Origin of the sequence: Pseudomonas sp. FP603, from assembly GCF_030687415.1 — a bacterium.
Lineage (GTDB): Bacteria > Pseudomonadota > Gammaproteobacteria > Pseudomonadales > Pseudomonadaceae > Aquipseudomonas > Aquipseudomonas wuhanensis.
This window is the reverse complement of record NZ_CP117431.1, coordinates 346,410-369,052: the sequence shown is the minus strand read 5'-3', so window position 1 is coordinate 369,052 and position 22,643 is coordinate 346,410. Positions and strand designations below refer to the sequence as shown.

19 protein-coding genes and 2 pseudogenes are annotated in these 22,643 nt (G+C 59.1%); 6 read left to right on the top strand and 15 right to left on the bottom strand.

All coding sequences use genetic code 11. From position 1 onward, the window contains the following. Nucleotides 1-48: 48 nt before the first annotated feature. The 4 genes and pseudogenes from PSH65_RS01710 to PSH65_RS01690 form a co-directional block, all read right to left on the bottom strand. Nucleotides 49-967: pseudogene (locus PSH65_RS01710) on the bottom strand (SdiA-regulated domain-containing protein). A gap of 120 nt (nt 968-1,087) precedes the next feature. After that, nucleotides 1,088-2,017 carry an SdiA-regulated domain-containing protein gene (locus PSH65_RS01705; RefSeq protein WP_305424650.1) on the bottom strand — a complete coding sequence of 310 codons (930 nt, stop codon included), beginning with the start codon at nt 2,015-2,017 and terminating at the stop codon, nt 1,088-1,090. A 268-nt stretch (nt 2,018-2,285) separates the two neighbouring features. Continuing rightward, entirely contained in the window at nt 2,286-2,951 is a 666-nt protein-coding gene (locus PSH65_RS01695) for a fumarylacetoacetate hydrolase family protein (protein ID WP_305424649.1), read from the bottom strand. 37 nt (nt 2,952-2,988) lie between these two features. Next, nucleotides 2,989-4,383 (bottom strand): FAD-binding oxidoreductase, encoded by a 1,395-nt coding sequence (locus PSH65_RS01690; protein ID WP_032835036.1) that lies wholly within the window; start codon nt 4,381-4,383, stop codon nt 2,989-2,991. Nucleotides 4,384-4,588: 205 nt separating this feature from the next. On the opposite strand from PSH65_RS01690, the gene serA reads away from it, so the two are divergent. Beyond that, nucleotides 4,589-5,818, top strand: coding sequence for a phosphoglycerate dehydrogenase (gene serA / locus PSH65_RS01685; RefSeq protein WP_305424648.1), 1,230 nt, complete (start codon nt 4,589-4,591; stop codon nt 5,816-5,818). A gap of 63 nt (nt 5,819-5,881) precedes the next feature. Here the strand turns inward: serA and PSH65_RS01680 are convergent, their stop codons facing one another. Beyond that, nucleotides 5,882-6,307 (bottom strand): DUF4399 domain-containing protein, encoded by a 426-nt coding sequence (locus tag PSH65_RS01680; protein WP_305424647.1) that lies wholly within the window; start codon nt 6,305-6,307, stop codon nt 5,882-5,884. 135 nt (nt 6,308-6,442) lie between these two features. Here PSH65_RS01680 and PSH65_RS01675 point away from each other — a divergent pair, with 135 nt between their 5' ends. Continuing rightward, nucleotides 6,443-7,030, top strand: a complete 588-nt coding sequence (locus PSH65_RS01675; RefSeq protein ID WP_305424646.1) for a transporter substrate-binding domain-containing protein — start codon at nt 6,443-6,445, stop codon at nt 7,028-7,030. A gap of 129 nt (nt 7,031-7,159) precedes the next feature. On the opposite strand, the gene PSH65_RS01670 is transcribed toward PSH65_RS01675, so the two are convergent. Both PSH65_RS01670 and PSH65_RS01665 read right to left on the bottom strand, forming a co-directional pair. After that, a complete protein-coding gene (locus tag PSH65_RS01670) occupies nt 7,160-7,645 on the bottom strand; it encodes a DUF523 domain-containing protein (RefSeq protein ID WP_305424645.1) in 486 nt (161 codons plus the stop codon). Between the two features lie 2 nt (nt 7,646-7,647). Then, on the bottom strand, nt 7,648-8,280 hold the full coding sequence (locus PSH65_RS01665) for a 2OG-Fe(II) oxygenase (RefSeq protein ID WP_305424644.1): 633 nt from the start codon (nt 8,278-8,280) through the stop codon (nt 7,648-7,650). A gap of 133 nt (nt 8,281-8,413) precedes the next feature. Between PSH65_RS01665 and PSH65_RS01660 the strand changes: the two genes are divergently transcribed. After that, nucleotides 8,414-9,166: a DUF2059 domain-containing protein gene (locus PSH65_RS01660; protein ID WP_305424642.1), complete on the top strand. Its 753-nt coding sequence runs from the start codon at nt 8,414-8,416 to the stop codon at nt 9,164-9,166. Between the two features lie 129 nt (nt 9,167-9,295). Here the strand turns inward: PSH65_RS01660 and PSH65_RS01655 are convergent, their stop codons facing one another. Beyond that, nucleotides 9,296-10,243 carry an alpha/beta hydrolase gene (locus PSH65_RS01655; protein WP_305424641.1) on the bottom strand — a complete coding sequence of 316 codons (948 nt, stop codon included), beginning with the start codon at nt 10,241-10,243 and terminating at the stop codon, nt 9,296-9,298. A gap of 97 nt (nt 10,244-10,340) precedes the next feature. On the opposite strand from PSH65_RS01655, the gene PSH65_RS01650 reads away from it, so the two are divergent. Both PSH65_RS01650 and PSH65_RS01645 read left to right on the top strand, forming a co-directional pair. Continuing rightward, nucleotides 10,341-10,919, top strand: coding sequence for a DUF6436 domain-containing protein (locus PSH65_RS01650; protein WP_305424639.1), 579 nt, complete (start codon nt 10,341-10,343; stop codon nt 10,917-10,919). Between the two features lie 103 nt (nt 10,920-11,022). Further along, nucleotides 11,023-13,434, top strand: a complete 2,412-nt coding sequence (locus PSH65_RS01645; protein WP_305424637.1) for a penicillin acylase family protein — start codon at nt 11,023-11,025, stop codon at nt 13,432-13,434. A gap of 159 nt (nt 13,435-13,593) precedes the next feature. On the opposite strand, the gene PSH65_RS01640 is transcribed toward PSH65_RS01645, so the two are convergent. Further along, nucleotides 13,594-14,559 carry a GlxA family transcriptional regulator gene (locus PSH65_RS01640; RefSeq protein WP_305424636.1) on the bottom strand — a complete coding sequence of 322 codons (966 nt, stop codon included), beginning with the start codon at nt 14,557-14,559 and terminating at the stop codon, nt 13,594-13,596. 339 nt (nt 14,560-14,898) lie between these two features. Between PSH65_RS01640 and PSH65_RS01635 the strand changes: the two genes are divergently transcribed. After that, on the top strand, nt 14,899-15,540 hold the full coding sequence (locus PSH65_RS01635; RefSeq protein ID WP_305424635.1) for an HD domain-containing protein: 642 nt from the start codon (nt 14,899-14,901) through the stop codon (nt 15,538-15,540). A 78-nt stretch (nt 15,541-15,618) separates the two neighbouring features. On the opposite strand, the gene PSH65_RS01630 is transcribed toward PSH65_RS01635, so the two are convergent. The 6 genes and pseudogenes from PSH65_RS01630 to PSH65_RS01605 form a co-directional block, all read right to left on the bottom strand. Beyond that, the gene (locus PSH65_RS01630; RefSeq protein WP_007897694.1) at nt 15,619-16,509 is read right to left on the bottom strand and encodes an ABC transporter permease subunit; all 891 of its coding nucleotides are present in this window, start codon (nt 16,507-16,509) and stop codon (nt 15,619-15,621) included. After that, nucleotides 16,506-17,391: pseudogene (locus PSH65_RS01625) on the bottom strand (ABC transporter permease subunit). Before PSH65_RS01625 ends, PSH65_RS01630 begins: the two are co-directional and overlap by 4 nt. Before the next feature lie 35 nt (nt 17,392-17,426). Then, a complete protein-coding gene (locus PSH65_RS01620; RefSeq protein ID WP_305424634.1) occupies nt 17,427-18,569 on the bottom strand; it encodes an ABC transporter ATP-binding protein in 1,143 nt (380 codons plus the stop codon). A gap of 61 nt (nt 18,570-18,630) precedes the next feature. Then, nucleotides 18,631-19,728, bottom strand: a complete 1,098-nt coding sequence (locus PSH65_RS01615) for a polyamine ABC transporter substrate-binding protein (protein WP_305424633.1) — start codon at nt 19,726-19,728, stop codon at nt 18,631-18,633. A gap of 241 nt (nt 19,729-19,969) precedes the next feature. Further along, nucleotides 19,970-21,067, bottom strand: coding sequence for a polyamine ABC transporter substrate-binding protein (locus PSH65_RS01610; protein WP_217857542.1), 1,098 nt, complete (start codon nt 21,065-21,067; stop codon nt 19,970-19,972). A gap of 182 nt (nt 21,068-21,249) precedes the next feature. After that, complete coding sequence (locus PSH65_RS01605; RefSeq protein WP_253546336.1) at nt 21,250-22,614, bottom strand: aspartate aminotransferase family protein; 1,365 nt, start codon at nt 22,612-22,614, stop codon at nt 21,250-21,252. Nucleotides 22,615-22,643 lie beyond the last annotated feature (29 nt).

Sequence of the window (22,643 nt, the reverse complement as noted above, 5' to 3'; positions counted from 1 at the left end):
ACCGCTATCGCGGGCAAGCCCGCTCCCACAGTGTTTTTGGGGTGCTTGTTAGTTTTGCGGTGGTTTTTTGAAGACGTAGAAAAGATTCGGCTCGCTGACGAGGTACAGGGTGCCGTCGTCGTCCATGGCGATGCCTTCTGCTTGCGGCACAGTTTTCTGCAATCCCTGACGCCCCTTGCTCAGTGACATTGTGGTCAGCGGTCGCCCATCGACATCCAGCTCCAGAATCAGTCGCGACTCATCGGACAGCGCCAGCAAATGGCCGCTGCGTTCGTCGTACTGCAGGCTCGACAGGTCTCGCACGAACATTCCGGCATCACGTTTGGGGTTGTTCACCACATGCACCGCGTACGACTTCTCCGGGTTGTAATGCGGAAAGCCCTGCACTTCGTAAATCAGCATCGGATCGCGTTCCTTGGCGACAAACAAGCGCTTGCCCACCGAGTCATAGGCCAACCCTTCAAACCCCTTGTTGCCACTCATGTGCACACCGAGGGTCATCTGTTCGGCGTCCGCTGCATCGAGGAACGTCGTATCTTTCTCCAGATGAATCTTGATCAGCCGCTGCTGACGCTCGTCAGTGATCACGTAAGTGTCAGCGCTGATGAATTCCACCGCCTCCGGGTCGCCAAACCCGACCAGCGCCACACGCCGCAGGATTTTGCCCTCCAGGGACAATTCGATCAGTTCGGCATTTTTGTTGGTGACGGTGAACAGGCTTTTTCGCACGGGATCGAAGGTCAGCGCCGAAACATCATCGTCCAGACCGTCAATGACTCGCGCCTCGATCGCTACCTGATACTGATCCAGGCCAATGGACTGAGCATTTCATCGGCTGCCAGAGCGCCTGCACATTGAACCAGGTGCGCTCGAACAGACGCAGATATTGGCCGATGGCAACCAGCACAATCAGCGCAATTACCGACAAGATCAGCATCAAGGGTTTGGGACGGGCAAGTCGGCGCATTCAGGCGAGCTCGGAAACAAGACGGGAGGATGAAATACCACGGCTGCATGAATTCAAGCTTAATGGCCAGTGGCCTTCGACCACAATGACCGAACTCGCAGGAGCTGCCGAAGGCTGCTCCTACCGTTGTTTTTCAAAGCGATAGAACAGGTTCGGCTCACTCACTATGTACAGCGTGCCTGCTTCGTCCATGGTCACGCCTTCGGCACGGGGAATGGTTTTTTTCAGACCATTGAAACCACCCAGCAGAGTCATGAAGCTGACCTGCTCGCCTTTCTCATCCAATTCCAGCAACAAGTGAGAATCGGCGGACAGCACCAGGGTATGACCGGTGCGTGAATCGATGGCCAGGGCCGACAGGTTGCGAATATCCAGTTCGTCGCTGGACAGCTTTTGCTTGTCGCCCTTGAGGATTTGGCTACCGTCGCTTTTCCAGCTGAACAGCGCCGGTGGACGCTCTTCACCCAGCAACAGTTGCTGGTTGCGCGCATCCCAGACGACCGCCTCGAAGGCCTTATTCTGGTTTTTCGACGGGCCCAGGTCGTATTTCGGGAAACTGGCGATATTCAATTCGCGAGTATCGGCGTCGACCTTGACGATGGAAAGCAGGTGTTTGCGCTCATCGGTAATCGCCAGCAAACCGTTGCCCATGACCGCCACCGCTTCCGGGTTGCCCCAACCCACCAGCGGCATCTTGCGCAACACGTCGCCCTGCAATGTCAGCTCGACCAGGAACGGGTTCTTGCCCATCACCGCAAACAGGGTTTTGGTCTGCGGGTCATAAGATACGTCTGACGCTTCATCCTTCTCCATGCCCGGCAGCAACTTGGCGTCGATCACCGCCCGGTAATCCGGCAGCCAGATACTGTCTTTTCGCTCGGCCGGGCTTTCGAAACGCTCCATCACCCAGAGCACGCCGCGATCATCCCAATGCATCGTAAACACGAGGCCATACACAGCAGCAGCCACCAGCAAAAGCCAGGAATACCAACGCATGACAAAGCGCGAGCGGCGGGCAGTTTTCAGCTTGGGCAGCGGTTGGGTGGTCATGCAGGGATGCGTTCCAGAAATTCAGGCTATGGGTAATAGCACAATTGGGACTGGGTCAGACGCCAGAAGCCTCGGAATTATCCGGACAAAATGTGAAAAAAACGGGAAATGGCGGGATTGCCCTGTGTGGGCAGATGCAATTTGCGGGAAGGATTACAAACCAATGTGGGAGCGGGCTTGCTCGCGAATGCGGTGTGTCAGCCAACATTGATGTCGACTGACACTCCCTCTTCGCGAGCAAGCCCGCTCCCACAGGGTTATGTGTAAATCAGCGGACGCTGCTGGTGAAGCGGCTGGCGCCCGGCAATTCGAGCACCAGTTCGTCACCGACATTCAGCGGGCCAACGCCCACCGGCGTACCCGTAAGGATCACATCACCGGCCTGCAGCGAGAAGCAGCCGGCCATGTACTGGATCATCGGCACGATCGGATTGAGCATGTCCTTGCTGTTGCCATCCTGGCGGACTTCGCCATTGATGGTCAGGCGGATGCCAATGTCGGTCAGGTCGGCGAAGGTACTGCCCGCCACGAATGGCGCAATCACTGCCGCACCGTCGAAGCACTTGGCGATTTCCCACGGCAAGCCCTTGGCTTTAAGCTCGGCCTGTTTGTCGCGCAGGGTCAGGTCCAGGGCCGGGGCGATGCCGGAGATGGCATCCAGCACTTCTTCACGGCTGGGCTTGGTCGACAACGGCTTGCCGATCAGCACGGCGATTTCCGCTTCGTAATGCACCGAGCCACGCTCGGTCGGAATGCTGAAACCGCCTTCCAGCGGCACCACGCAACTGCCCGGCTTGATGAACAGCAGTGGCTCGGTAGGCACCGGGTTGTCCAGTTCCTTGGCGTGTTCGGCGTAGTTGCGGCCGATGCACACCACTTTCCCCAACGGGAAATGAATGCGCGTACCGTCGACATACTGGTGCTGATAGCTCATGGACCGACTCCTGGTTCGTAGCTCTTAAATTCAAAAGTCAAACAGCGAAAATCTTGCCCGGGTTCATGATGCCGTTGGGGTCGAACACCGCTTTGACGGCTTTCATGTACTCGATCTCAACCGGCGAGCGGCTGTAGGTCAAGTAGTCACGCTTGGTCATGCCCACGCCATGTTCGGCGGAAATCGAACCGTTGTATTTCTCGACGGTTTCGAACACCCACTTGTTGACGGTCGCGCACTTGGCGAAGAACTCGTCCTTGCTCAGGTTATCCGGCTTGAGGATGTTCAAGTGCAGATTGCCGTCGCCGATGTGGCCGAACCAGACGATTTCGAAATCCGGGTAATGTTCGCCGACGATTGCGTCGATTTCTTTCAGGAACCCCGGGACTTTCGACACAGTGACTGAAATGTCGTTTTTGTACGGCGTCCAGTGGGAAATGGTTTCGGAGATGTACTCGCGCAGCTTCCAGAGGTTCTGCAGCTGGGTTTCGCTCTGGCTCATCACGCCATCCAGCACCCAGCCCTGCTCGACGCAGTGCTCGAAGGTTTCCAGGGCGTGGTTGGCCACTTCTTCAGTGGTCGCTTCGAATTCCAGCAGTGCGTAGAACGGGCAATCGGATTCGAACGGCGCCGGCACATCGCCGCGGGCCATGACCTTGGCAAGAGCTTTGTCAGAGAAGAATTCGAACGCGGTCAGGTCAAGTTTGCTTTGGAATGCGTGCAATACCGGCATGATCGAATCGAAATCGGCGGTGCCGAGGACCATCGCGGTGAGGTTTTTCGGCGCACGGTCCAGACGCATGGTGGCCTCGACCACAAAGCCCAGCGTGCCTTCGGCGCCAATGAACAGCTGACGCAGGTCGTAGCCGGTGGCGTTCTTGATCAGGTCTTTGTTCAGTTCCAGCAGATCGCCCTTGCCGGTGACAACTTTCATGCCGGCGACCCAATTGCGGGTCATGCCGTAGCGAATCACCTTGATCCCGCCGGCATTGGTGCCGATATTGCCACCAATCTGACTGGAACCTGCCGATGCGAAATCCACCGGGTAATACAGCCCGTGCTCTTCGGCCTTGTTCTGCAATTGCTCGGTAACCACGCCTGGCTGGCAAACGGCCGTGCGGTCAGTCAGGTTCACGTCGAGAATCTGGTTCATGTAGTCGAAGGACACGACCACTTCGCCATTGGCTGCCACGGCCGCAGCGGAAAGCCCGGTACGACCACCGGAAGGCACCAGCGCCACCTTGTGTTCATTGGCCCAACGGACAATGGCCTGGACCTGCTCGGTGGTCTTGGGGAACACAATGGCCGTCGGGGCCGGGGCGAAATGCTTGGTCCAATCCTTGCCGTAAGCATTCAGGGAGTCGGCGTCGGTCAGCACCTTGCCAGGCTCAACCAGGGTCTTCAGCTCATCAATCAGCGCGGGATTGGTCATCGACAGAACTCTCGAACAATTCATGGTCATCCTGAGAACGCTTCACGTCGCAGGAATGAGTGTTTAGCGGGGTGCATATGCTAGCATACCGACCCCGCAGGATAGTGCCCAAAGGCTGTTCTGCGGCGACGGCTTTCTTGCCGTCCGGGTCAGCTCTGGCTGCTCCCTTCCTGCCATTTTTTCTCCGGGACACAGGTTTACGCAGATGAGCAAGACTTCTCTCGATAAGAGCAAGATCAAGTTCCTTCTTCTCGAAGGCGTCCACCAATCGGCTGTCGACGTCCTCAAGGCGGCGGGCTACACCAGCATCGAGTACCTCACAGGTTCTCTGCCGGAAGCCCAGTTGAAGGAAAAGATCGCTGATGCTCACTTCATCGGCATTCGCTCCCGCACTCAACTGACCGAAGAGATCTTCGATCACGCGAAGAAACTGGTGGCTGTCGGCTGTTTCTGCATCGGCACCAACCAGGTCGACCTCAACGCGGCTCGCGAACGCGGTATCGCGGTATTCAACGCCCCGTACTCCAACACTCGCTCCGTCGCCGAGCTGGTATTGGCCGAAGCGATCCTGTTGCTGCGCGGCATTCCTGAGAAGAACGCTTCCTGCCACCGTGGCGGCTGGATCAAAAGCGCTGCCAACTCCTTCGAGATCCGTGGCAAGAAGCTGGGCATCGTCGGTTACGGCTCGATCGGTACTCAGCTGTCGGTCCTGGCTGAAGGCCTGGGGATGCAGGTGTACTTCTACGACACCGTGACCAAGCTGCCACTGGGTAACGCCACCCAGGTCGGCAACCTGCATGAACTGCTGGGCATGTCCGACATCGTTACCCTGCACGTTCCGGAAACCGCTGCCACCCAGTGGATGATCGGCGAGAAGGAAATCCGCGCCATCAAGAAGGGCGGCATTCTGATCAACGCTGCTCGCGGCACTGTTGTCGAACTGGACGCCCTGGCAGACGCGATCAAGGACAAGCACTTGATCGGCGCGGCCATCGACGTATTCCCGGTGGAGCCGCGCTCCAACGAAGAAGAGTTCGAAAGCCCGCTGCGTGGCCTGGACAACGTGATCCTGACTCCGCACATCGGTGGTTCCACCGCTGAGGCGCAAGCCAACATCGGCCTGGAAGTGGCGGAAAAACTGGTCAAGTACAGCGACAACGGTACTTCGGTATCGTCCGTGAACTTCCCGGAAGTGGCGCTGCCGGCTCACCCTGGCAAGCACCGTCTGCTGCACATCCACGAGAACATTCCGGGTGTGATGAGCGAGATCAACAAGGTCTTCGCCGAAAACGGCATCAACATTTCCGGTCAGTTCCTGCAGACCAACGAGAAAGTCGGCTACGTCGTCATCGACGTCGATGCCGAGTACTCGGAAATGGCTCAAGAGAAGCTGCAGCACATCAAAGGCACCATTCGTTGCCGCGTGCTGTTCTGATAGTGACTTGAGTGACAAAAAAAGGAGACCTTCGGGTCTCCTTTTTCATGGGTGTGACGAATGTTACTTAACGTTGACGGTGATTTTTTCCGACACGATAGGCGGATCGAACGGCATGTGGCCGCTATCACCCAGCTCCAGCTGCAAGGTGTGTTTACCCGGCGTCAGCTTTACTTCAGCCTGGGTCTGCGCCTTGCCGAAGTGCAGGTGGTTGGCATCGTTGGGGATTGGTGCACCGGCGGCTGGCAGTTTATCGACATCGATCAGCAAGTGGTGATGGCCGGTGTTTTTGGTGACATCGCCCGCAGGCGCTAGCGCAATGTTCTTGACCGCGAACTTGACGACGACGGTTTGCGGAACCGTGGCTCCGTCCGCAGGAGAAACGATGGACACTTCTGCACCTTTGGGAGCCGGCGTAGCAGCCGTTGCCAGCATCGATGCACCCAGCAACAGGCCAGCCAGTGCTGCACGTGACATAAAGCTTTTCATTCTCTTCTCCAGTTTTTCCGTAAAATTCGCTCGACCGTGACAACTTAACGGCCATTCGTTGTCGAAGGCACACGACAACCATAGCAAAGCGAGCCTGAACAGCGCGTCGCAATAAATGAATTCAAAGGAGTGACCATGCGCTTTTTGCCTGGCCTGATCTGCCTGCTACCCCTTTTGAGCCCTTTGGCTCATGCCGAACTGATGGACGATGTAAACGACCGCGGCGAATTGCGCATTGCCCTTGAGGCTAATACGCCGCCCTTCAATTTCAAGGATGACGACAAACTGACCGGCTTCGAAGTCGAGTTGGGTCAATTGCTGGCCAATGAGCTGGATGTACGGGCTGACTTCGTCGTCACCGATTCCGGCGATCTGTTGACCGGCGTCGAAAGCGGCAAGTACGACGTCGCTATCAATCACATACCACTGACCGCGGACCTGAAGGATCGTTTCGACTTCAGCGAGCCTTACATTCACACCAATGCGCAATTGATCGCGCAGAAAGAAGAGCCGCCGCGCTCAATCCTGTTGGTCCAGTCGCTGACGGAGCAAAAACCGAAAACCGCCCCGGCTGTGGACCTGGCGATTCCATTTCAGAAAGGTAACCCGGCATTTCATGCCAGCCTCGAAAACGCCTTGCAGCGGATCAAGGCCGATGGCCGGCTGGAGACGCTGGAGCAGAAGTGGTTTGGGGCGGATGCGGGTGTGGCGCCGAAACCCTGATTTAAGGCTGACAAGTAACCCTGTGGGAGCGGGCTTGCCCGCGATGAGGCCATAACAGTCAATATTGATGTTGAATGGAAGACCGTCATCGCGGGCAAGCCCGCTCCCACAAGTTTGTTTCGTGGATTGTTAGTCGAGTATTGCCAGGGCCTGTGCAGCTTGCGGCAACTCCAGCTCGCTGAAGACTTGCACGCCATGGCGCTTGAGCAATGCCGCGGTAACCCCCTCACCGCTGACCTTCACACCACTGAACGTCCCGTCATAGGTCAACAGATTCCCGCATGACGGGCTGTTGGCCTTGAGCACGGCAATCCGGATGCCGTGCTGTTGCACCAGTTCCAGCGCCTGGTAAGCGCCCGAAAGAAACTCGGCACTGACGTCCTCGCCCTCGGTGGTGATGACCGATGCAAGGCCATCAAGCACTTCACCGCCCTGCCCGCCCGGAATCTCCGCCGCAGCCCTTGGCGTCGGTAAACCACCGGCGACTTCCGGGCACAACGGCACCACCCGGCCTTCGGCAATCCACTGGTCCAACAGATTGAATGGCCCACTGGCACCACCGTCGTAACGGACGCGGTGACCGAGCAAACAGCGGCTTACCAGAATCTTTTGCATGATCAGAACGGCTCGTTGCCACGACGGCGGAACCAGCCCGTCAACGACAGGCGATCTCGGGTCGCGGGCAGGACTTCGTGGGGGACTTCACCCGACAGGAACACCACCAGACATCCTCCGATGGGCACCACATCGTGTTCGACGCCTTCGTCGAGGTACATGCGCAGCTGGCCGCCATGCTCGGGCAGCCAGCCGTCATTGAGGTAGATCACCGCCGAGACCATGCGCCGGTCGTCATCGCGGAACCGGTCGACATGCTTGAGGTAGAAAGCACCGGGCGGGTACAGCGCGAAATGGCTCTCGAAATCTTCCAGGCCCAGAAACAAACTGCGATTCATCGTCTCACGCAGGCTGTTCATCAACCCCAGATAGCGGTCGCAAGCCTCGACCTGACCGGGTTCGAGCCACTGGATATGGTCACCGCGAATGCCCTCGCGGATCTCCGAAAACGGCCCGCGCCCCACGGCGGCGGGGGCAAGTTCGCCCTCGGCGGCACGTTTGCGGCACTCGGCCGCCAGCGCTCGGGTCAGATCCAGAGGCAGGAAAATATTCTGCTGCGACCAGCCGCGCTCAGCCAGGTCGTCGACGATACGTAACAGCAGCGGATGATCAGAGGATATTTGCATGGCGCGCATAGTATTCCTGTGCCCGCAAATCCGACAGAGCCGCGCAGCGGAGGATTGGTCGGATAAGGCACGCAACCTGATACGAATTCTCGACAAGTACGGATGCCGCACGGAGAATAGTCGCCTGCTGACAGGAGTCCCTATGCGTCGCTTGCTTTTCTCACTGTTGATGTTCTGCGTTTTGCCCGCCTGGGCGGACGGCCACGACCAGTTGTACAAGGTCGCCGGTTGGCCAGAACAACGCGCGCATTTCAACGATGCTCTCTCGGCTGCTCAGCAGCGTTACCAGAACAGCCTGCCACCAGCGGTGTTTCAGGCCTTGGTCAACAACAGCAATCAGCGCTTTGCGCCCAAAGCCATGGATCAGCGTGCCGAAGCGCAGCTGCGCAAAAAACTTGCCGACCCGAAACCTGCATTGACCTTCTTTCAATCGCCCCTGGGCAAGAAAATCGTCGCCGCCGAACTGCTGGCGACCCGTCGCGATCAATTGGCGAAAAACGCCAAGGGCTTGCCGAAAATGCAGGCCAGCGATACCCGTCAACTCATCATCGGCCACCTGGCCCAGGCCCTGCCCGCCCGCGAGGCCGGCGCTGAAGTCAGCCTGGCAATTGCGGGCGTGGCGGCCGACAGCCTGAGCTCGATGATCCCCGGCCTGCTCGGTGGCGGTCAGGCTCAAGGCATGTTGAACGGTCAGCGCCAGCGCCTGATGGAGCAGATCGGCGCTGACCTGAACAACACGCTGCTGTATGTCTATCGCGACCTGTCGGATGAAGAGCTGGAAGAGTTCGCGACCTTTGCCGAGTCCACTGAAGGCCAGGCTTACTACCAAGCGGCATTGGCGGCGATTCGGGCGGGGTTGGCGGTGGGGCAGAGTACGTCGAGCCTTGCCCAGTAGTTTTTCGGTGTCCGCCAGATCCCCATCGCGGGCAAGCCCGCTCCCACAGGTTTTGTACTGGTCACAAAATGGGGAACTTGCACAGATACTGTGGGAGCGGGCTTGCCCGCGATGAGACCCTGACTACCACTAAAGATTTCGCCCCTTGATCCGCTTGCTCAAAAACCCGAAATACTCCTGCCGCAACCCCGGTGTCTCATTCGCCAGATGATGCCGCGCCTCAGGCAACATCAATACCTGAGGCCGATCGAACTTGCCCCGCAATACGTCAAGGTTGTGCTGCCAGTCCACGGTCATGTCCGCCTGCCCCTGCACAATCAGCGGCCGCCGAGGGCTGCTCGGTGCCGCTTCGATACGCTTGATCCACCGCCCCAGCGCACCGACCCAAGCCGTTGGCAGGCGTAGCGGTTGCAACGGATCGGCTTGCAGGAACGCCAGGAAGTCAGGGTCGTTGGAGTTCTCGCTGAAACGCCGGGCGATGCCTTTGACGAACGGCTTGAGCAGGTAATAACTGAGCTGCGACCAACCCCAGGCTCGCGGCCGCACCAGTGGCGACAACAGAATCACTTGCCCTTGGGCGGGACTGTTCGCGCCCTGATTGAGCACATGATCGATCACGATCGCCCCACCAGTGCTTTGCCCGCACAGGTGCCAGGGCTGCGGAAGGCCCAGCGATTGCGCCTCGGCCAATAGCCCTTGCAGGGTGTTCTGATACTCGGCGAAATCCTTGATGCTCGCTCGTTCGCCACTGGACAGGCCATGCCCCGGCAGGTCACAGGCGATCACCGCAAAACCCTGGTCCAGCGCCCATTCGATCACATGCCGGTAGAGCCCGGTGTGATCGTAGAAACCGTGAAACAGAAACAGCGTCGCCTTCGCCCGCTCGGGCCACCAGAGCTGGCTGACCACTTCATAGCCATCGACCTCGAAACGCCCCAGGCCACTGCGCAAGGGTCGCTGGGGAAAATCCAGCCCATAAAAATGCTGATAGGCCATGGCCTCCGTCGACAGCGGCTGCCACTCGGCCAATGGCCGCAGGCTGGCACGCAAATGATCGGGGGCGAAAGTGGCGGACATGGGCTATTCCAGAGCGCGAAACGGACTTTATGGGCCTGCGATATTCATCTGTCGCGGCAAGCATGGCAAGCTAGCCGACCTTCGAGGATTGAAACTCATGCGTCCGGCCTACCGCACCACACTGCTTGCCAGCCTGCTCGCCCTTGTGTGCGCCGGCGTGCTGTGGGCCGCCTATGACTGGTTTCAGGGGCGCTACTTGCGCGCCTTCAGTTCGCACACAGCAGTGTTCTCCGGCGACCCGTTGCGCCTTCCGGACGAACTTGCCGGCCCCGGCGCCATTCGCCTGGTGCACTTCTGGGACCCGGCCTGCCCGTGCAATGTCGGCAACCAACAACACCTGACCGAACTGGTTGAGCAGTATCTACCGCAGGGCGTCGAGTTCTATGCGGTCCAAAAGCCCGGCAGCCACGGTCAATTGCCCAGCACGTTGAGTCGCCTTAAAACCATTACTGTCCTGCCAGGTTCCGAACAGATCCCCGCCAGCCCGGCGGTGGCGATCTGGGACCGCAGTGGCCGGCTGGCGTATTTCGGTCCTTACAGCGAAGGCCTGACCTGCAATTCGAGCAACAGCTTTATCGAGCCTATTCTGCAAGCGCTGAATGAAGGCCGGGCGGTGAACGCCACCCACACGCTGGCGGTGGGTTGCTACTGCCCGTGGCCTGCTGAGGGGAAGTAAGGCATTCCCGACTTTTCCAGGACCGCAATGCCCGGCACAGGAGGTCTGTGCTACACGTTTGCAGCCCACACGGGCGGCAATCCCGAAAGAACAAGGAGTCTGCATGAAACGCGCCCTCACCGTACTTGCCTTGCTGATCGTCGTACTCGTCGCCGGGGGCGGCTGGTATGTGTACAGCAAGCAACCGACGCGCCAGGGCCAGGTGGAGTTGCAGCACCTGCAAGGTTCGGTGACCGTGCGCTACGACGTGCGCGGCGTGCCGCACATTCGTGCCGAAAACGAAACCGACCTCTACCGTGCCCTCGGCTATGTGCATGCCCAGGACCGCCTGTTCCAGATGGAAGCCATGCGACGCCTGGCCCGTGGTGAGCTGGCCGAAGTCCTCGGCCCGAAACTGATCGACACCGACAAACTGTTTCGCAGCCTGCGCATCCGCGAACGGGCTGAAAGCTACGTGGCGGCGCTGGATCGTCAGTCGCCGGCGTGGAAGGCTCTGCAAGCCTATCTGGATGGCATCAATCAATATCAGGACAGCCACGCTGCGCCGATAGAGTTCGACGTGCTGGGGATCCCCAAGCGCCCTTTCACCGCCGAAGACAGCATCAGCATCGCCGGCTACATGGCCTACAGCTTTGCCGCGGCGTTTCGCACCGAACCGTTGCTGACTTACGTGCGTGACCAACTGGGCGCCGAGTACCTGAACATCTTCGACCTCGACTGGCAGCCCAAGGGCGTGCTGGCCAAAGGGCGCGCCAACCCTGCGCCGGCCCTCACCGCCAATGACTGGAAGGATCTGAACGCCCTCGCCCGCTTGAGTGAGCAGGCGCTGGCCGACAATGGCCTGCCGCAATTCGAAGGCAGCAATGCCTGGGTGATTTCCGGCAACCGCAGCAAAAGCGGCAAACCGCTGCTGGCCGGTGACCCGCACATCCGCTTCTCGGTGCCGTCGGTGTGGTACGAAGCGCACCTGTCAGCGCCGGGTTTCGAGCTCTATGGCTACCATCAGGCGCTGGTACCGTTTGCGTTTCTTGGCCACAACCTGGACTTCGGCTGGAGCCTGACGATGTTCCAGAACGACGATCTGGACCTGATCGCCGAGAAGGTCAACCCGGACAACCCGAACCAGGTCTGGTATCGCGGCCAGTGGGTCGACATGGTCAACACCGAACAACAGATCGCGGTCAAAGGCCAGTCACCGGTCACCCTGACCCTGCGCCAGTCGCCCCACGGCCCGATCATCAACGATGCGCTCGGCACCGCCGCCGGCAAGACGCCGGTTGCCATGTGGTGGGCCTTCCTCGAGACGCCGAATCCGATCCTCGACGGCTTCTACCAGCTCAACCGCGCCGACACCCTGGCCAAGGCCCGCGCCGCGTCGGCCAAGGTTCAGGCACCGGGGCTGAACATCGTCTACGCCAACGCCAAGGGCGACATCGGTTGGTGGGCCTCGGCGCTGCTGCCCAAGCGCCCGGCCGGGGTGAAGCCCGGGTTCATCCTCGACGGCAGCACCCCTCAGGCAGACAAGGAAGGTTTTTACCCGTTCAGCGCCAACCCACAGGAAGAGAACCCGGCGCGGGGCTATATCGTCTCGGCTAACTTCCAGCCGGTGTCGCCGACCGGCATGGAAATTCCCGGTTACTACAACCTCGCTGATCGCGGTCAGCAGCTCAATCGTCAACTCAGTGACAAGAACGTGAAGTGGGACAACGATTCCAACCAGAAGCTGCAACTGGGCACCACCACCGACTACGGTCCGCGTTTGCTGGCGCCGTTGCTACCGGTACTGCGTGAAGTGGTGAGCGATCCCGCCGAGCTCAAACGGGTGGAGCAACTGGCACAGTGGAGCGGCGATTACCCGCTGGACTCCATCAGCGCCACGCTGTTTAACCAGTTTCTGTTCAACCTCACCGACGCGGCACTGCGCGATGAACTGGGCAATGACTTCTTCGAAACGCTGCTCCCGACCCGGGTGATCGATGCCGCACTGCCGCGTCTGGCGGCCTCCGCCGATTCACCGTGGTGGGACAACCGCAACACCCCCGGCAAGGAAACCCGCGCCGATACGGTCAAGGTGGCCTGGCAAGCGAGCATGGCTCACCTCAAAATCACCCTGGGCGCCGATTCCACACAATGGCAGTGGGGCAAGGCGCACACCTTGACTCACGGCCATCCGCTAGGGATGCAGAAACCGCTGGAGCGGATCTTCAACGTCGGCCCGTTCGCGGCGCCCGGCACCCACGAAGTGCCGAACAACCTCTCGGCCAAGATCGGCCCTGCGCCGTGGCCCGTGACCTACGGCCCGTCGACGCGGCGGCTGATCGACTTCGCCGACCCGGCCCACAGCCTGACCATCAACCCGGTCGGCCAGAGCGGCGTGCCGTTCGACAGCCACTATGCCGATCAGGCCGAGGCGTATATCGAAGGGGTTTACTACCAGGCGCATTTCAATGATGAAGAAGTGACAGCCAATACCCGTAGTACGTTGAAGCTGTTGCCAGCGCGTTCAGGGCAATAGATTTCTGTTGGTTGAACTGACGTCATCGCGGGCAAGTCGGACCGCCGCACCGCCGCTCCCACAGGTTTTGTGTTGATCACACGATTGTTGCTTCACACCGATCACTGTGGGAGCGGGCTTGCCCGCGAAGAGGCCCACAAAAACAACCCAAATCCTGGCTCAAACCATCGCCGCAAAATTCAACCTGAACTGCTGCGGCGTCACCCCCAGCCTGCGGTTGAACACACTGCGCATGTGCTGGGCATCGCGAAACCCGCACTGGTACGCCACGGTTTTCAGCGGCGCATGGGTGCTTTCGAGCATCACCCGCGCTGCGTCCACCCTCGCCCGTTCGACGAATTCCGCCGGGGTGATTTTCGCCTCCTTGGCGAACACCCGGGAAAAGTTGCGCGTGCTCATGTTGGCGGCGTTGGCCAGATCAGCAATGGTCAGGTCGCCATTGAGGTTGGCCAACACATAGAGCTGGACCAACGCTACCGCCGAAGTCGGTTCGGCATGGGGCGTGAGGAACGGACTGAACTGCGATTGCCCGCCCGAGCGCTGGGTGAACACCACCAGCCGCTTGGCCACGCTGAGTGCCACGTCCGGCCCGTGATCCCGGGCCAGCAGATACAGCGACAGATCGATTCCCGCCGTGACCCCGGCCGAGGTGTAAAGCTCGCCATCCTGCACGTACAAACGATCAGCCTCGACCTGAGTCGACGGGCACAACTGCGCCAGCGCCGCGGCGTCGCCCCAATGAGTGGTGACGGTTCGCCCGTCGAGCAATCCGGCCCGGGCGAGCATGAAGGCGCCGTTGCAGATCGAACCAAACCGTTGCGCCAACGCACAGGCATCACGCAACCAGGCATCGAACGCCGCGCCAAAATTCAGGAACGGCAACTGCGGCCCACCCGCCACCAACAGCAGGTCATAAGCCTCCAGTGCTTCACTGAAATGCCGATGGGCATTGAGCGATAAACCGTTGGAACACACCATCACCCCATGCTCGATACCGATCACCTCCAGCCGATAGTGATCCTCCGGGGCCAGGAAACGATTGGCTTCGGAAAACACATCCATGGGGCCGGTGACGTCGAGCGACTGGACGCCTGGGAACACCACGATGGCAATGGTTTTACTCATGGTACGAAACGCCTCTAAGGATCACGCATACCTGTGGCGAGGGAGCTTGCTCCCGCTCGACTGCGCAGCAGTCGCAAAACCGTCGGACGCGGTGTGCCTGACATAATTCGATTGCAGATTTTAGGGCCGCTTCGCAGCCCAGCGGGAGCAAGCTCCCTCGCCACAAAAAGCTCACTGGCTGCGACTCACCGTAGCCAATCCGCGCCCAACAAGCGAGGTTGGCGCGATATGCAGGCTCATTGGCCGGGATCGCAGCCATGGATCGATTGTCCGGTTTCGGCTGCGCGAACAGACTGACCCCATCAGCGCCGCCACGGCGTTCCCCATGAGGAAAGCACCATGAGCAGCATCATCGCCGGTATCAAAATCCCCGACAGCGCGCTGGCCATGGCCACCACTGAATACATTCGCGACGTCGAGTCCGATCTGCTGTTCCACCACTCACGCCGGGTGTTTCTGTTCGGTGCCTTGAGCGGTGAGCGCAAGCAGTTGGCCTACGACCCGGAGCTGCTGTACGTCGGCGCGATGTTCCATGATTTGGGTCTGGTAGAAGGTCACCGCAGCGATGACGAACGCTTCGAAGTCGACAGTGCCAACGCAGCCAAAGCGTTCCTCAAACCCTACGGTTTGTCTGACGACGATATCGAACAGGTGTGGTTGTCGATTGCCCTGCACACCACACCGGGCGTGCCGCAACACTTGCGTCCCAACGTGGCGCTGGTGACGGCCGGCGTCGAGATGGATGTGCTGGGCATCGACTACGCGGCGTTTTCCACTGTGCAGCGTGAAGCAGTGGTGCATGCGCATCCACGGGGTGAAGGGTTCAAGGAGTGCATTCTGTGTGCGTTCGCCAACGGCTTCAAACATAAGCCGGACAGCACGTTTGGCACCGTGAACGCGGATGTACTGGTGGACAGCGAGCCGGGCTTCAAGCCGATGAACTTCGTCGAGATCATCCGCAAATCACCTTGGATTTCCTAAAAACCTGTGGGAGCGGGCAAGCCCGCTCCCACAGGGATTTGGGTTGGCCACGCAACGGTGGTCAACCCGGCATCAGGCTCAAGCCGCTTCCGGCGCCTGCGCCCGGCGCACGTCCGGTTGTTTCCAGGAATCGGCGGCGCCTTCTTCGATGGCCTGCTGAATCGCACGCTTGCGAATCTCTTCGGCACGACGGCTGAAGTACCAGACCAGGAACGTCACCAGCGACACCGCCAGTAGAATCAGGCTGGCCACGGCGTTGATCTCGGGCTTCACGCCCAGGCGCACCGCCGAGAACACTTCCATCGGCAGGGTCGTGGAACCCGGACCGGACACGAAGCTCGCCAGCACCAGGTCATCCAGCGACAAGGCAAACGACATCATCCCGCCCGCCGCCAGCGACGGCGCGATCATCGGGATGGTGATCAGGAAGAACACCTTCCACGGCCGCGCGCCCAGATCCATGGCCGCCTCTTCGATCGACAGGTCCAGTTCACGCAAGCGCGCCGACACCACCACCGCCACATACGCGGCACAGAACGTGGTGTGGGCGATCCAGATGGTGACGATGCCGCGTTCCTGTGGCCAGCCGATCATCTGCGCCATGGCCACGAACAGCAGCAACAACGACAGACCGGTGATCACTTCCGGCATCACCAGCGGCGCAGTAACCAGGCCACCGAACAGCGTGCGGCCCTTGAAGTGGGTGATACGGGTCAGCACGAATGCCGCCAGCGTCCCCAGTGCCACTGCGGCAATCGCCGTGTAACAGGCGATTTCCAGCGAGCGCACCACCGAGCCCATCAGTTGGGTGTTGTCCATCAACCCCACGTACCACTTGATCGACCAGCCGCCCCACACCGTCACCAGTTTCGAGGCGTTGAACGAGTAGATCACCAGGATCAGCATCGGCGCGTAGATGAACAGCAAACCCGCTACCAGCATGAAACTTGAGAAACGGAAGCGCTTCATTCCTTGCCCTCCATTTCTTTGGCCTGACTACGGTTGAACAGGATGATCGGCACAATCAGGATCGCCAGCATCACCACCGCAAGCGCTGATGCCACCGGCCAGTCACGGTTGTTGAAGAATTCTTGCCAGAGCACTTTACCGATCATCAGGGTTTCTGGACCACCGAGCAGTTCCGGGATCACGAACTCACCCACCACCGGGATGAACACCAGCCAGCATGCAGCCTGCGATGATGCCGTTTTTCGACAGCGGCACGGTGATCTTCCAGAAACTGTTGAAGGTGCTCGAACCAAGGTCCGACGCGGCTTCCAGCAGGCTGGTGTCGTGTTTGACCAGGTTGGCGTAGAGCGGCAGGATCATGAACGGCAGATAGGAGTAAACGACCCCGATATAGACCGCCAGGTTGGTATTGAGGATCTGCAGCGGCTCGTCGATCCAGCCCATGGTCATCAGAAAACCATTGAGCAGGCCGTTGTTGCTGAGGATGCCCATCCACGCGTAAACGCGGATCAGGATTGCGGTCCAGGTCGGCATCATGATCAGCAGCACCAGCACCGTTTGCAGCTCTTTGCGGGCGGTGGCAATGGCGTAGGCCATCGGGTAGCCGATCAGCAAACAGAGGACGGTGCTGATCAGCGCCATCTTCAGCGAACCGAGATAAGCGGCGATGTACAACTCGTCGTCGCCGAGCATCGCGTAGTTGCTCAGGTTAAGCAGCACCTGGAGCTTCTGGTCGATGAAGCTGTAGATTTCGGTGTACGGCGGAATGGCCACGTCGGCTTCGGCGAAGCTGATCTTCAATACGATGAAGAACGGCAGCATGAAGAACAGGAACAGCCAGATGAACGGAACCCCGATGACCAGCTGACGGCCACCGGGAATTATTCGATTGAGCCTGCGTTTGAATTTGCGCGTGTTCATGAGCGAAGCACCACGCCGCTGTCATCTTCCCACCACACGTAAACCTGGTCACCCCAGGTCGGGCGCTGGCCACGGCGCTCGGCGTTGGCGACGAAAGACTGGACGATCTTGCCGCTCGGCAGTTCGACGTAGAACACCGAGTGTCCACCGAGGTAGGCGATGTCATGCACTTTGCCGCTGGACCAATTGTATTCGCAGGTCGGCATGGTCGGTGTCACCAGCAGTTTTTCCGGACGGATCGCGTAGGTCACGGACTTGTCCTGCACCGAAGTGCTGATGCCGTGGCCCACATAAATCTGCCGGTCCAGGTCCTTGCAGGTGATGGTCGCGTGGCCTTCGGCGTCGTCGATCACTTCACCGTCGAAAATGTTGACGTTGCCGATGAATTCGCAGACCAGACGGCTGGTCGGGGTTTCGTAGATGTCGATCGGGCTGCCGATCTGGGCAATCCAGCCCAGGTGCATGATCGCGATGCGCTCGGCCATGGTCATGGCCTCTTCCTGGTCGTGGGTCACCATCACGCAGGTCACGCCGACCCGCTCAATGATCTCGACCAGTTCCAGCTGCATTTGCGAGCGCAGTTTCTTGTCCAGCGCGCCCATCGGTTCGTCGAGCAGCAACAGCTTCGGCCGCTTGGCCAAAGAACGCGCCAAGGCCACACGCTGACGCTGACCGCCGGACAATTGATGGGGTTTGCGCTTGGCGTACTGGCTCATCTGCACCAGCTTGAGCATCTCGGCCACGCGAGCGTCGACTTCAGCCGACGGAATCTTGTCCTGCTTGAGGCCGAAGGCGATGTTTTGCGCCACCGTCATGTGCGGGAACAGGGCGTAGGACTGGAACATCATGTTGATCGGCCGCTCGTACGGCGGCATGTCCGTGATGTCTACGCCATCGAGGAAAATGCGCCCCTCCGTGGGCCGTTCGAAACCTGCCAGCATCCGCAGCAAAGTGGATTTGCCCGAACCCGAGCCGCCGAGCAGGGCGAATATTTCGCCTTTCTTGATTTCCAGGGACACGTCGTCCACGGCAATCGTCTCGTCGAACTTTTTGGTGACCCGGTCGATTTTGACCAGCACCTGTTTAGGTGTCTGGTCGCCCTCGAGGGCTTTCTTATAGGCGCCGGAGGCAACTGCCATTTACGAAACTCCCAACAGAATTTGCAGTTCGCTCAACATGGCGAACCTGGATAGTTTGACGCTATTTGCCCGACTTGACCTTGGTCCAGCTGCGGGTCATCAAACGTTGAATATTCGGTGGTAACTCGGTGGAGACATACGTCTTGTCGAGGACCGCTTGTGGTGGATAAACCGATGCGTCGGTGCGTATCGACTGCTCCATCAGTTTGTCCGACCCGGGGTTCGGGTTGGCGTAGCCCACGGCATCGCTGACCTTGGCGATCACCTCAGGCTTGAGCAAATAGTTAATGAAGGCGTGGGCTTCTTTGGCGTTGGCCGCATCCTTGGGGATCGCCAGCATGTCGAACCAGAGCGCGCCGCCCTCTTTCGGAATCGAGTAGGCGATGTTCATGCCTTTGCCGGCTTCAGCCGCGCGCGCCTTGGCCTGGAACATATCGCCGGAAAAACCGATCGCCACGCAGATGTCACCGTTGGCCAGGTCTGCGATGTATTTGGACGAGTGGAAATACGTCACGTAAGGCCGCACCGCCAGCAACTTGGCTTCAGCCTTTTTGTAGTCTTCAGGGTTGGTGCTGTTGGCGTTCAGGCCCATATAGTTGAGGACCGTGGGCATCATTTCATCGGCGGAGTCGAGGAACGCCACGCCACAACTGTGCAGCTTCTTGATGTTCTGCGGCTCGAACACCACATCCCAGGAATCGATCTTGTCCAGGCCCAGCACTGCCTTGACCTTGTCGACGTTGTAACCGATGCCATTGGTGCCCCACAGATACGGTACGGCGTACTGATTGCCCGGATCGTTCTGCTCCAGGCGCTTGAGCAGCACCGGGTCGAGGTTGGAATAGTTGGTCAGCTTCGATTTATCGAGCTTCTGAAAAGCTCCGGCTTTGATCTGCTTGCCAAGGAAGTGGTTGGACGGCACGACCACGTCATAACCGGTACGCCCGGCCAGCAACTTGCCTTCCAGGGTTTCGTTGGAATCGAATACGTCATACACCGGCTTGATACCGGTTTCTTTCTGGAAGTCGGCCAGGGTGGTCTCACCGATGTAGTCCGACCAATTATAAATATGCACTGTGCCGGCGGCCTGAACACTGACAGCAAGTGTCAGCCCGGTGCCGACCAGCAGGGCATTGCGCAACAAAGAAAAAATAGGCAAGTGGAGGTCCTCTAAAATTAGTTGGGCCCAAGTTGCCCCGCGTTACATGACAGCCATGGCTGCCTGGCAACAAAACCGGCGCGCAACTTACCCTCGAAAAACCGTTCCAGCAAACTTTATGAAGATCCTGTAGCAGCTGCCGAAGGCTGCGTTAAGGTCCGAAGGACCTTCCCGCGTTTTCAACAGTACAACTGCTTCGCAGTTGGACGCAGCCTGCGGCAGCTGCTACAGGGTTTATTACTTATTTACCGGATTTGATCTTGGTCCAGCTGCGAGTCAGGATCCGCTGGGTCGCGGCCGGCAAGTCGGCAATCGCGTACAGCTTGGCCAACACTTCCGCTGGCGGGTAGATGCCTGGATCGCTGGTGATTTCTTTATCAACCAGTGCGGTAGACGCCGCGTTACCGTTCGGGAAACGCACGGCGTTGGTGATTTCAGCCATGATTTCCGGCTTCTGCAGGAAGGTCATGAACTTGTAGGCGCCTTCGACGTTTTCGGCATCTTTAGGGATGGCGACCATGTCGTAGAAGCTGCCGGCACCTTCTTTCGGAATGTTGTAGCTGACTTTCACCTTGTCACCGGCTTCAGCGGCGCGAGCCTTGGCCTGGTAGATGTCACCCGAGTAACCCACGGCGACGCAGATGTTGCCGTTGGCCAGGTCGGAGATGTACTTGGACGAGTGGAAGTAGCCCACCGAAGGACGAATCTTCAGGAACAGCGCTTCGGCTTCGGCCAGTTGTTTCTTGTCCTGGCTGTCGGTTGGATAGCCCAGGTAATGCAACGCCACCGGAATCATCTCGGTTGGCGAATCGAGGAAGCTGATACCGCACGACTTCAACTTGGCAGCGTTTTCAGGTTTGAACAGCAAGTCCCAGGAGTTGGTCGGCGCATCGGCACCCAGTGCAGCCTTGACCTTCTCGGCGTTGAAACCGATACCGATCGAGCCCCACATGTAAGGGAACGCGTGTTCGTTACCCGGGTCGCTCACCGATACCGCTTTGAGCAGGTCCGTGTTCAGGTTTTTCCAGTTAGGCAGCTTGGACTTGTCCAGCTTCTGGTAGACGCCGGCCTTGATCTGCTTGGCCAGGAAGTTGTTCGACGGCACGACGATGTCGTAGCCGGACTTGCCCGCCAGCAACTTGGCTTCAAGGGTTTCGTTACTGTCGAACACGTCGTAGACGACTTTGATACCCGACTCGGCTTCGAACTTCTTGACGGTATCCGGTGCGATGTAATCGGACCAGTTGTACACGTGCAGCACCTTGTCGTCCGCCTGAACGGCACCCGCCATCACGCCCATCAGGGACATGGCGAGGAGGGTCTTGCCAGCTATCTTCATACCTAATGCCTTCATGGGTAATGCTCCAATTTTTCTTTTTAACCACGTGCTCAGCGGCCTGTTACTGGGCATCCGAACAACCGTTAGTCTGGCAAGATCCAAGGCAGGCTTTCAAGGAAAGGCCCATCCTTTGTTTGCACTGAGCGAAGTGCAATCTTCGCACCTCGCTCAGAGCCTAGCACTTAGCCCTGCAACGCACTCAGGGTCAGGTCCAGACACTTGCGTGCCTTGGTCACCAACTCGTCGATTTCAGCCGGTGTAATCACCAGTGGCGGAGCAATGATCATGGTGTCGCCGACGGCGCGCATGATCAGGCCGTTTTCGAAGCAGAACGTGCGGCAGATCATGCCGACGCCCTTGCCTTCGTAACGTTTGCGGGTGGCTTTGTCCTGAACCAGTTCGATGGCCCCCAACAGACCGACCCCGCGCACTTCCCCCACCAACGGGTGATCGCTCAGCTCCCGTAGACGCTTCTGCAAATAAGGTGCCGTTTCTGTACGCACGCGCTCGACAATTTTCTCATCGCGCAAGATACGGATGTTTTCCAGCGCCACCGCAGCGGCCACCGGGTGCCCGGAATACGTGAAACCGTGGTTGAAATCACCGCCTTCGTTAAGCACCTCGACCACGTCGTCACGCACGATCAGGCCACCCATCGGGATGTAGCCGGAGGTCAGGCCTTTGGCGATGGTCATCATGTGGGGCTTGAGGTCGTAGAAATCGGTACCGAACCACTCACCGGTACGGCCGAAACCGCAGATCACTTCGTCGGCCACGAACAGAATGTCGTACTTGGCGAGGATTTCCTTGATGCGCGGCCAGTAGCTGTCTGGCGGAATGATCACGCCGCCGGCGCCCTGGATCGGCTCGGCAATAAAGGCACCGACGTTGTCGACGCCGACTTCGAGGATTTTCTCTTCCAGCTGATTGGCCGCCCAGATACCGAACTCGTTCGGCGTCATGTCGCCGCCTTCGCCGAACCAGTACGGCTGGGCAATGTGGACAATGCCCGGGATCGGCAAGTCGCCCTGTTCGTGCATGTACGTCATGCCGCCCAGGCTCGCGCCGGCCACGGTGGAACCGTGATAGCCGTTCTTGCGACTGATGATGACTTTCTTCTTCGGCTGGCCCTTGATCGCCCAGTAGTGGCGAACCATCCGCAGCATGGTGTCGTTGCCTTCGGAACCGGAACCGGTGAAGAACACGTGATTCATGCCTTCAGGCGCAACGTCGGCAATGACCTTGGCCAACTCCAGCACCGGCGGGTGAGCCGTCTGGAAGAACAGGTTGTAATAAGGCAGTTCGCGCATCTGTTTGCTGGCGGCATCGGCCAGCTCATCGCGACCGTAGCCGATCGCGACGCACCACAGGCCGGCCATACCGTCGAGGATCTTGTTGCCTTCGCTGTCCCAGAGGTAAACACCCTTGGCATTGGTAATGATTCGTGGGCCTTTCTCTTTCAGCTGCTTGAAGTCGCTGAACGGGGCCAGGTGGTGATCGCTGCTCAGGGCTTGCCATTCACGGGTTTGCGGGTTGTTGCTGGTCATGCGAATTCTCCTAAGATTCGAGTGGAGGG

Bases quoted from the DNA above. Each gene is read 5' to 3' on its own strand.
- PSH65_RS01705 (WP_305424650.1), bottom strand. From the start codon at position 2,017: ATGACCACCCAACCGCTGCCCAAGCTGAAAACTGCCCGCCGCTCGCGC.
- PSH65_RS01695 (WP_305424649.1), bottom strand. From the start codon at position 2,951: ATGAGCTATCAGCACCAGTATGTCGACGGTACGCGCATTCATTTCCCG.
- PSH65_RS01690 (WP_032835036.1), bottom strand. From the start codon at position 4,383: ATGACCAATCCCGCGCTGATTGATGAGCTGAAGACCCTGGTTGAGCCT.
- serA (WP_305424648.1), top strand. From the start codon at position 4,589: ATGAGCAAGACTTCTCTCGATAAGAGCAAGATCAAGTTCCTTCTTCTC.
- PSH65_RS01680 (WP_305424647.1), bottom strand. From the start codon at position 6,307: ATGAAAAGCTTTATGTCACGTGCAGCACTGGCTGGCCTGTTGCTGGGT.
- PSH65_RS01675 (WP_305424646.1), top strand. From the start codon at position 6,443: ATGCGCTTTTTGCCTGGCCTGATCTGCCTGCTACCCCTTTTGAGCCCT.
- PSH65_RS01670 (WP_305424645.1), bottom strand. From the start codon at position 7,645: ATGCAAAAGATTCTGGTAAGCCGCTGTTTGCTCGGTCACCGCGTCCGT.
- PSH65_RS01665 (WP_305424644.1), bottom strand. From the start codon at position 8,280: ATGCGCGCCATGCAAATATCCTCTGATCATCCGCTGCTGTTACGTATC.
- PSH65_RS01660 (WP_305424642.1), top strand. From the start codon at position 8,414: ATGCGTCGCTTGCTTTTCTCACTGTTGATGTTCTGCGTTTTGCCCGCC.
- PSH65_RS01655 (WP_305424641.1), bottom strand. From the start codon at position 10,243: ATGTCCGCCACTTTCGCCCCCGATCATTTGCGTGCCAGCCTGCGGCCA.
- PSH65_RS01650 (WP_305424639.1), top strand. From the start codon at position 10,341: ATGCGTCCGGCCTACCGCACCACACTGCTTGCCAGCCTGCTCGCCCTT.
- PSH65_RS01645 (WP_305424637.1), top strand. From the start codon at position 11,023: ATGAAACGCGCCCTCACCGTACTTGCCTTGCTGATCGTCGTACTCGTC.
- PSH65_RS01640 (WP_305424636.1), bottom strand. From the start codon at position 14,559: ATGAGTAAAACCATTGCCATCGTGGTGTTCCCAGGCGTCCAGTCGCTC.
- PSH65_RS01635 (WP_305424635.1), top strand. From the start codon at position 14,899: ATGAGCAGCATCATCGCCGGTATCAAAATCCCCGACAGCGCGCTGGCC.
- PSH65_RS01630 (WP_007897694.1), bottom strand. From the start codon at position 16,509: ATGAAGCGCTTCCGTTTCTCAAGTTTCATGCTGGTAGCGGGTTTGCTG.
- PSH65_RS01620 (WP_305424634.1), bottom strand. From the start codon at position 18,569: ATGGCAGTTGCCTCCGGCGCCTATAAGAAAGCCCTCGAGGGCGACCAG.
- PSH65_RS01610 (WP_217857542.1), bottom strand. From the start codon at position 21,067: ATGAAGATAGCTGGCAAGACCCTCCTCGCCATGTCCCTGATGGGCGTG.
- PSH65_RS01605 (WP_253546336.1), bottom strand. From the start codon at position 22,614: ATGACCAGCAACAACCCGCAAACCCGTGAATGGCAAGCCCTGAGCAGC.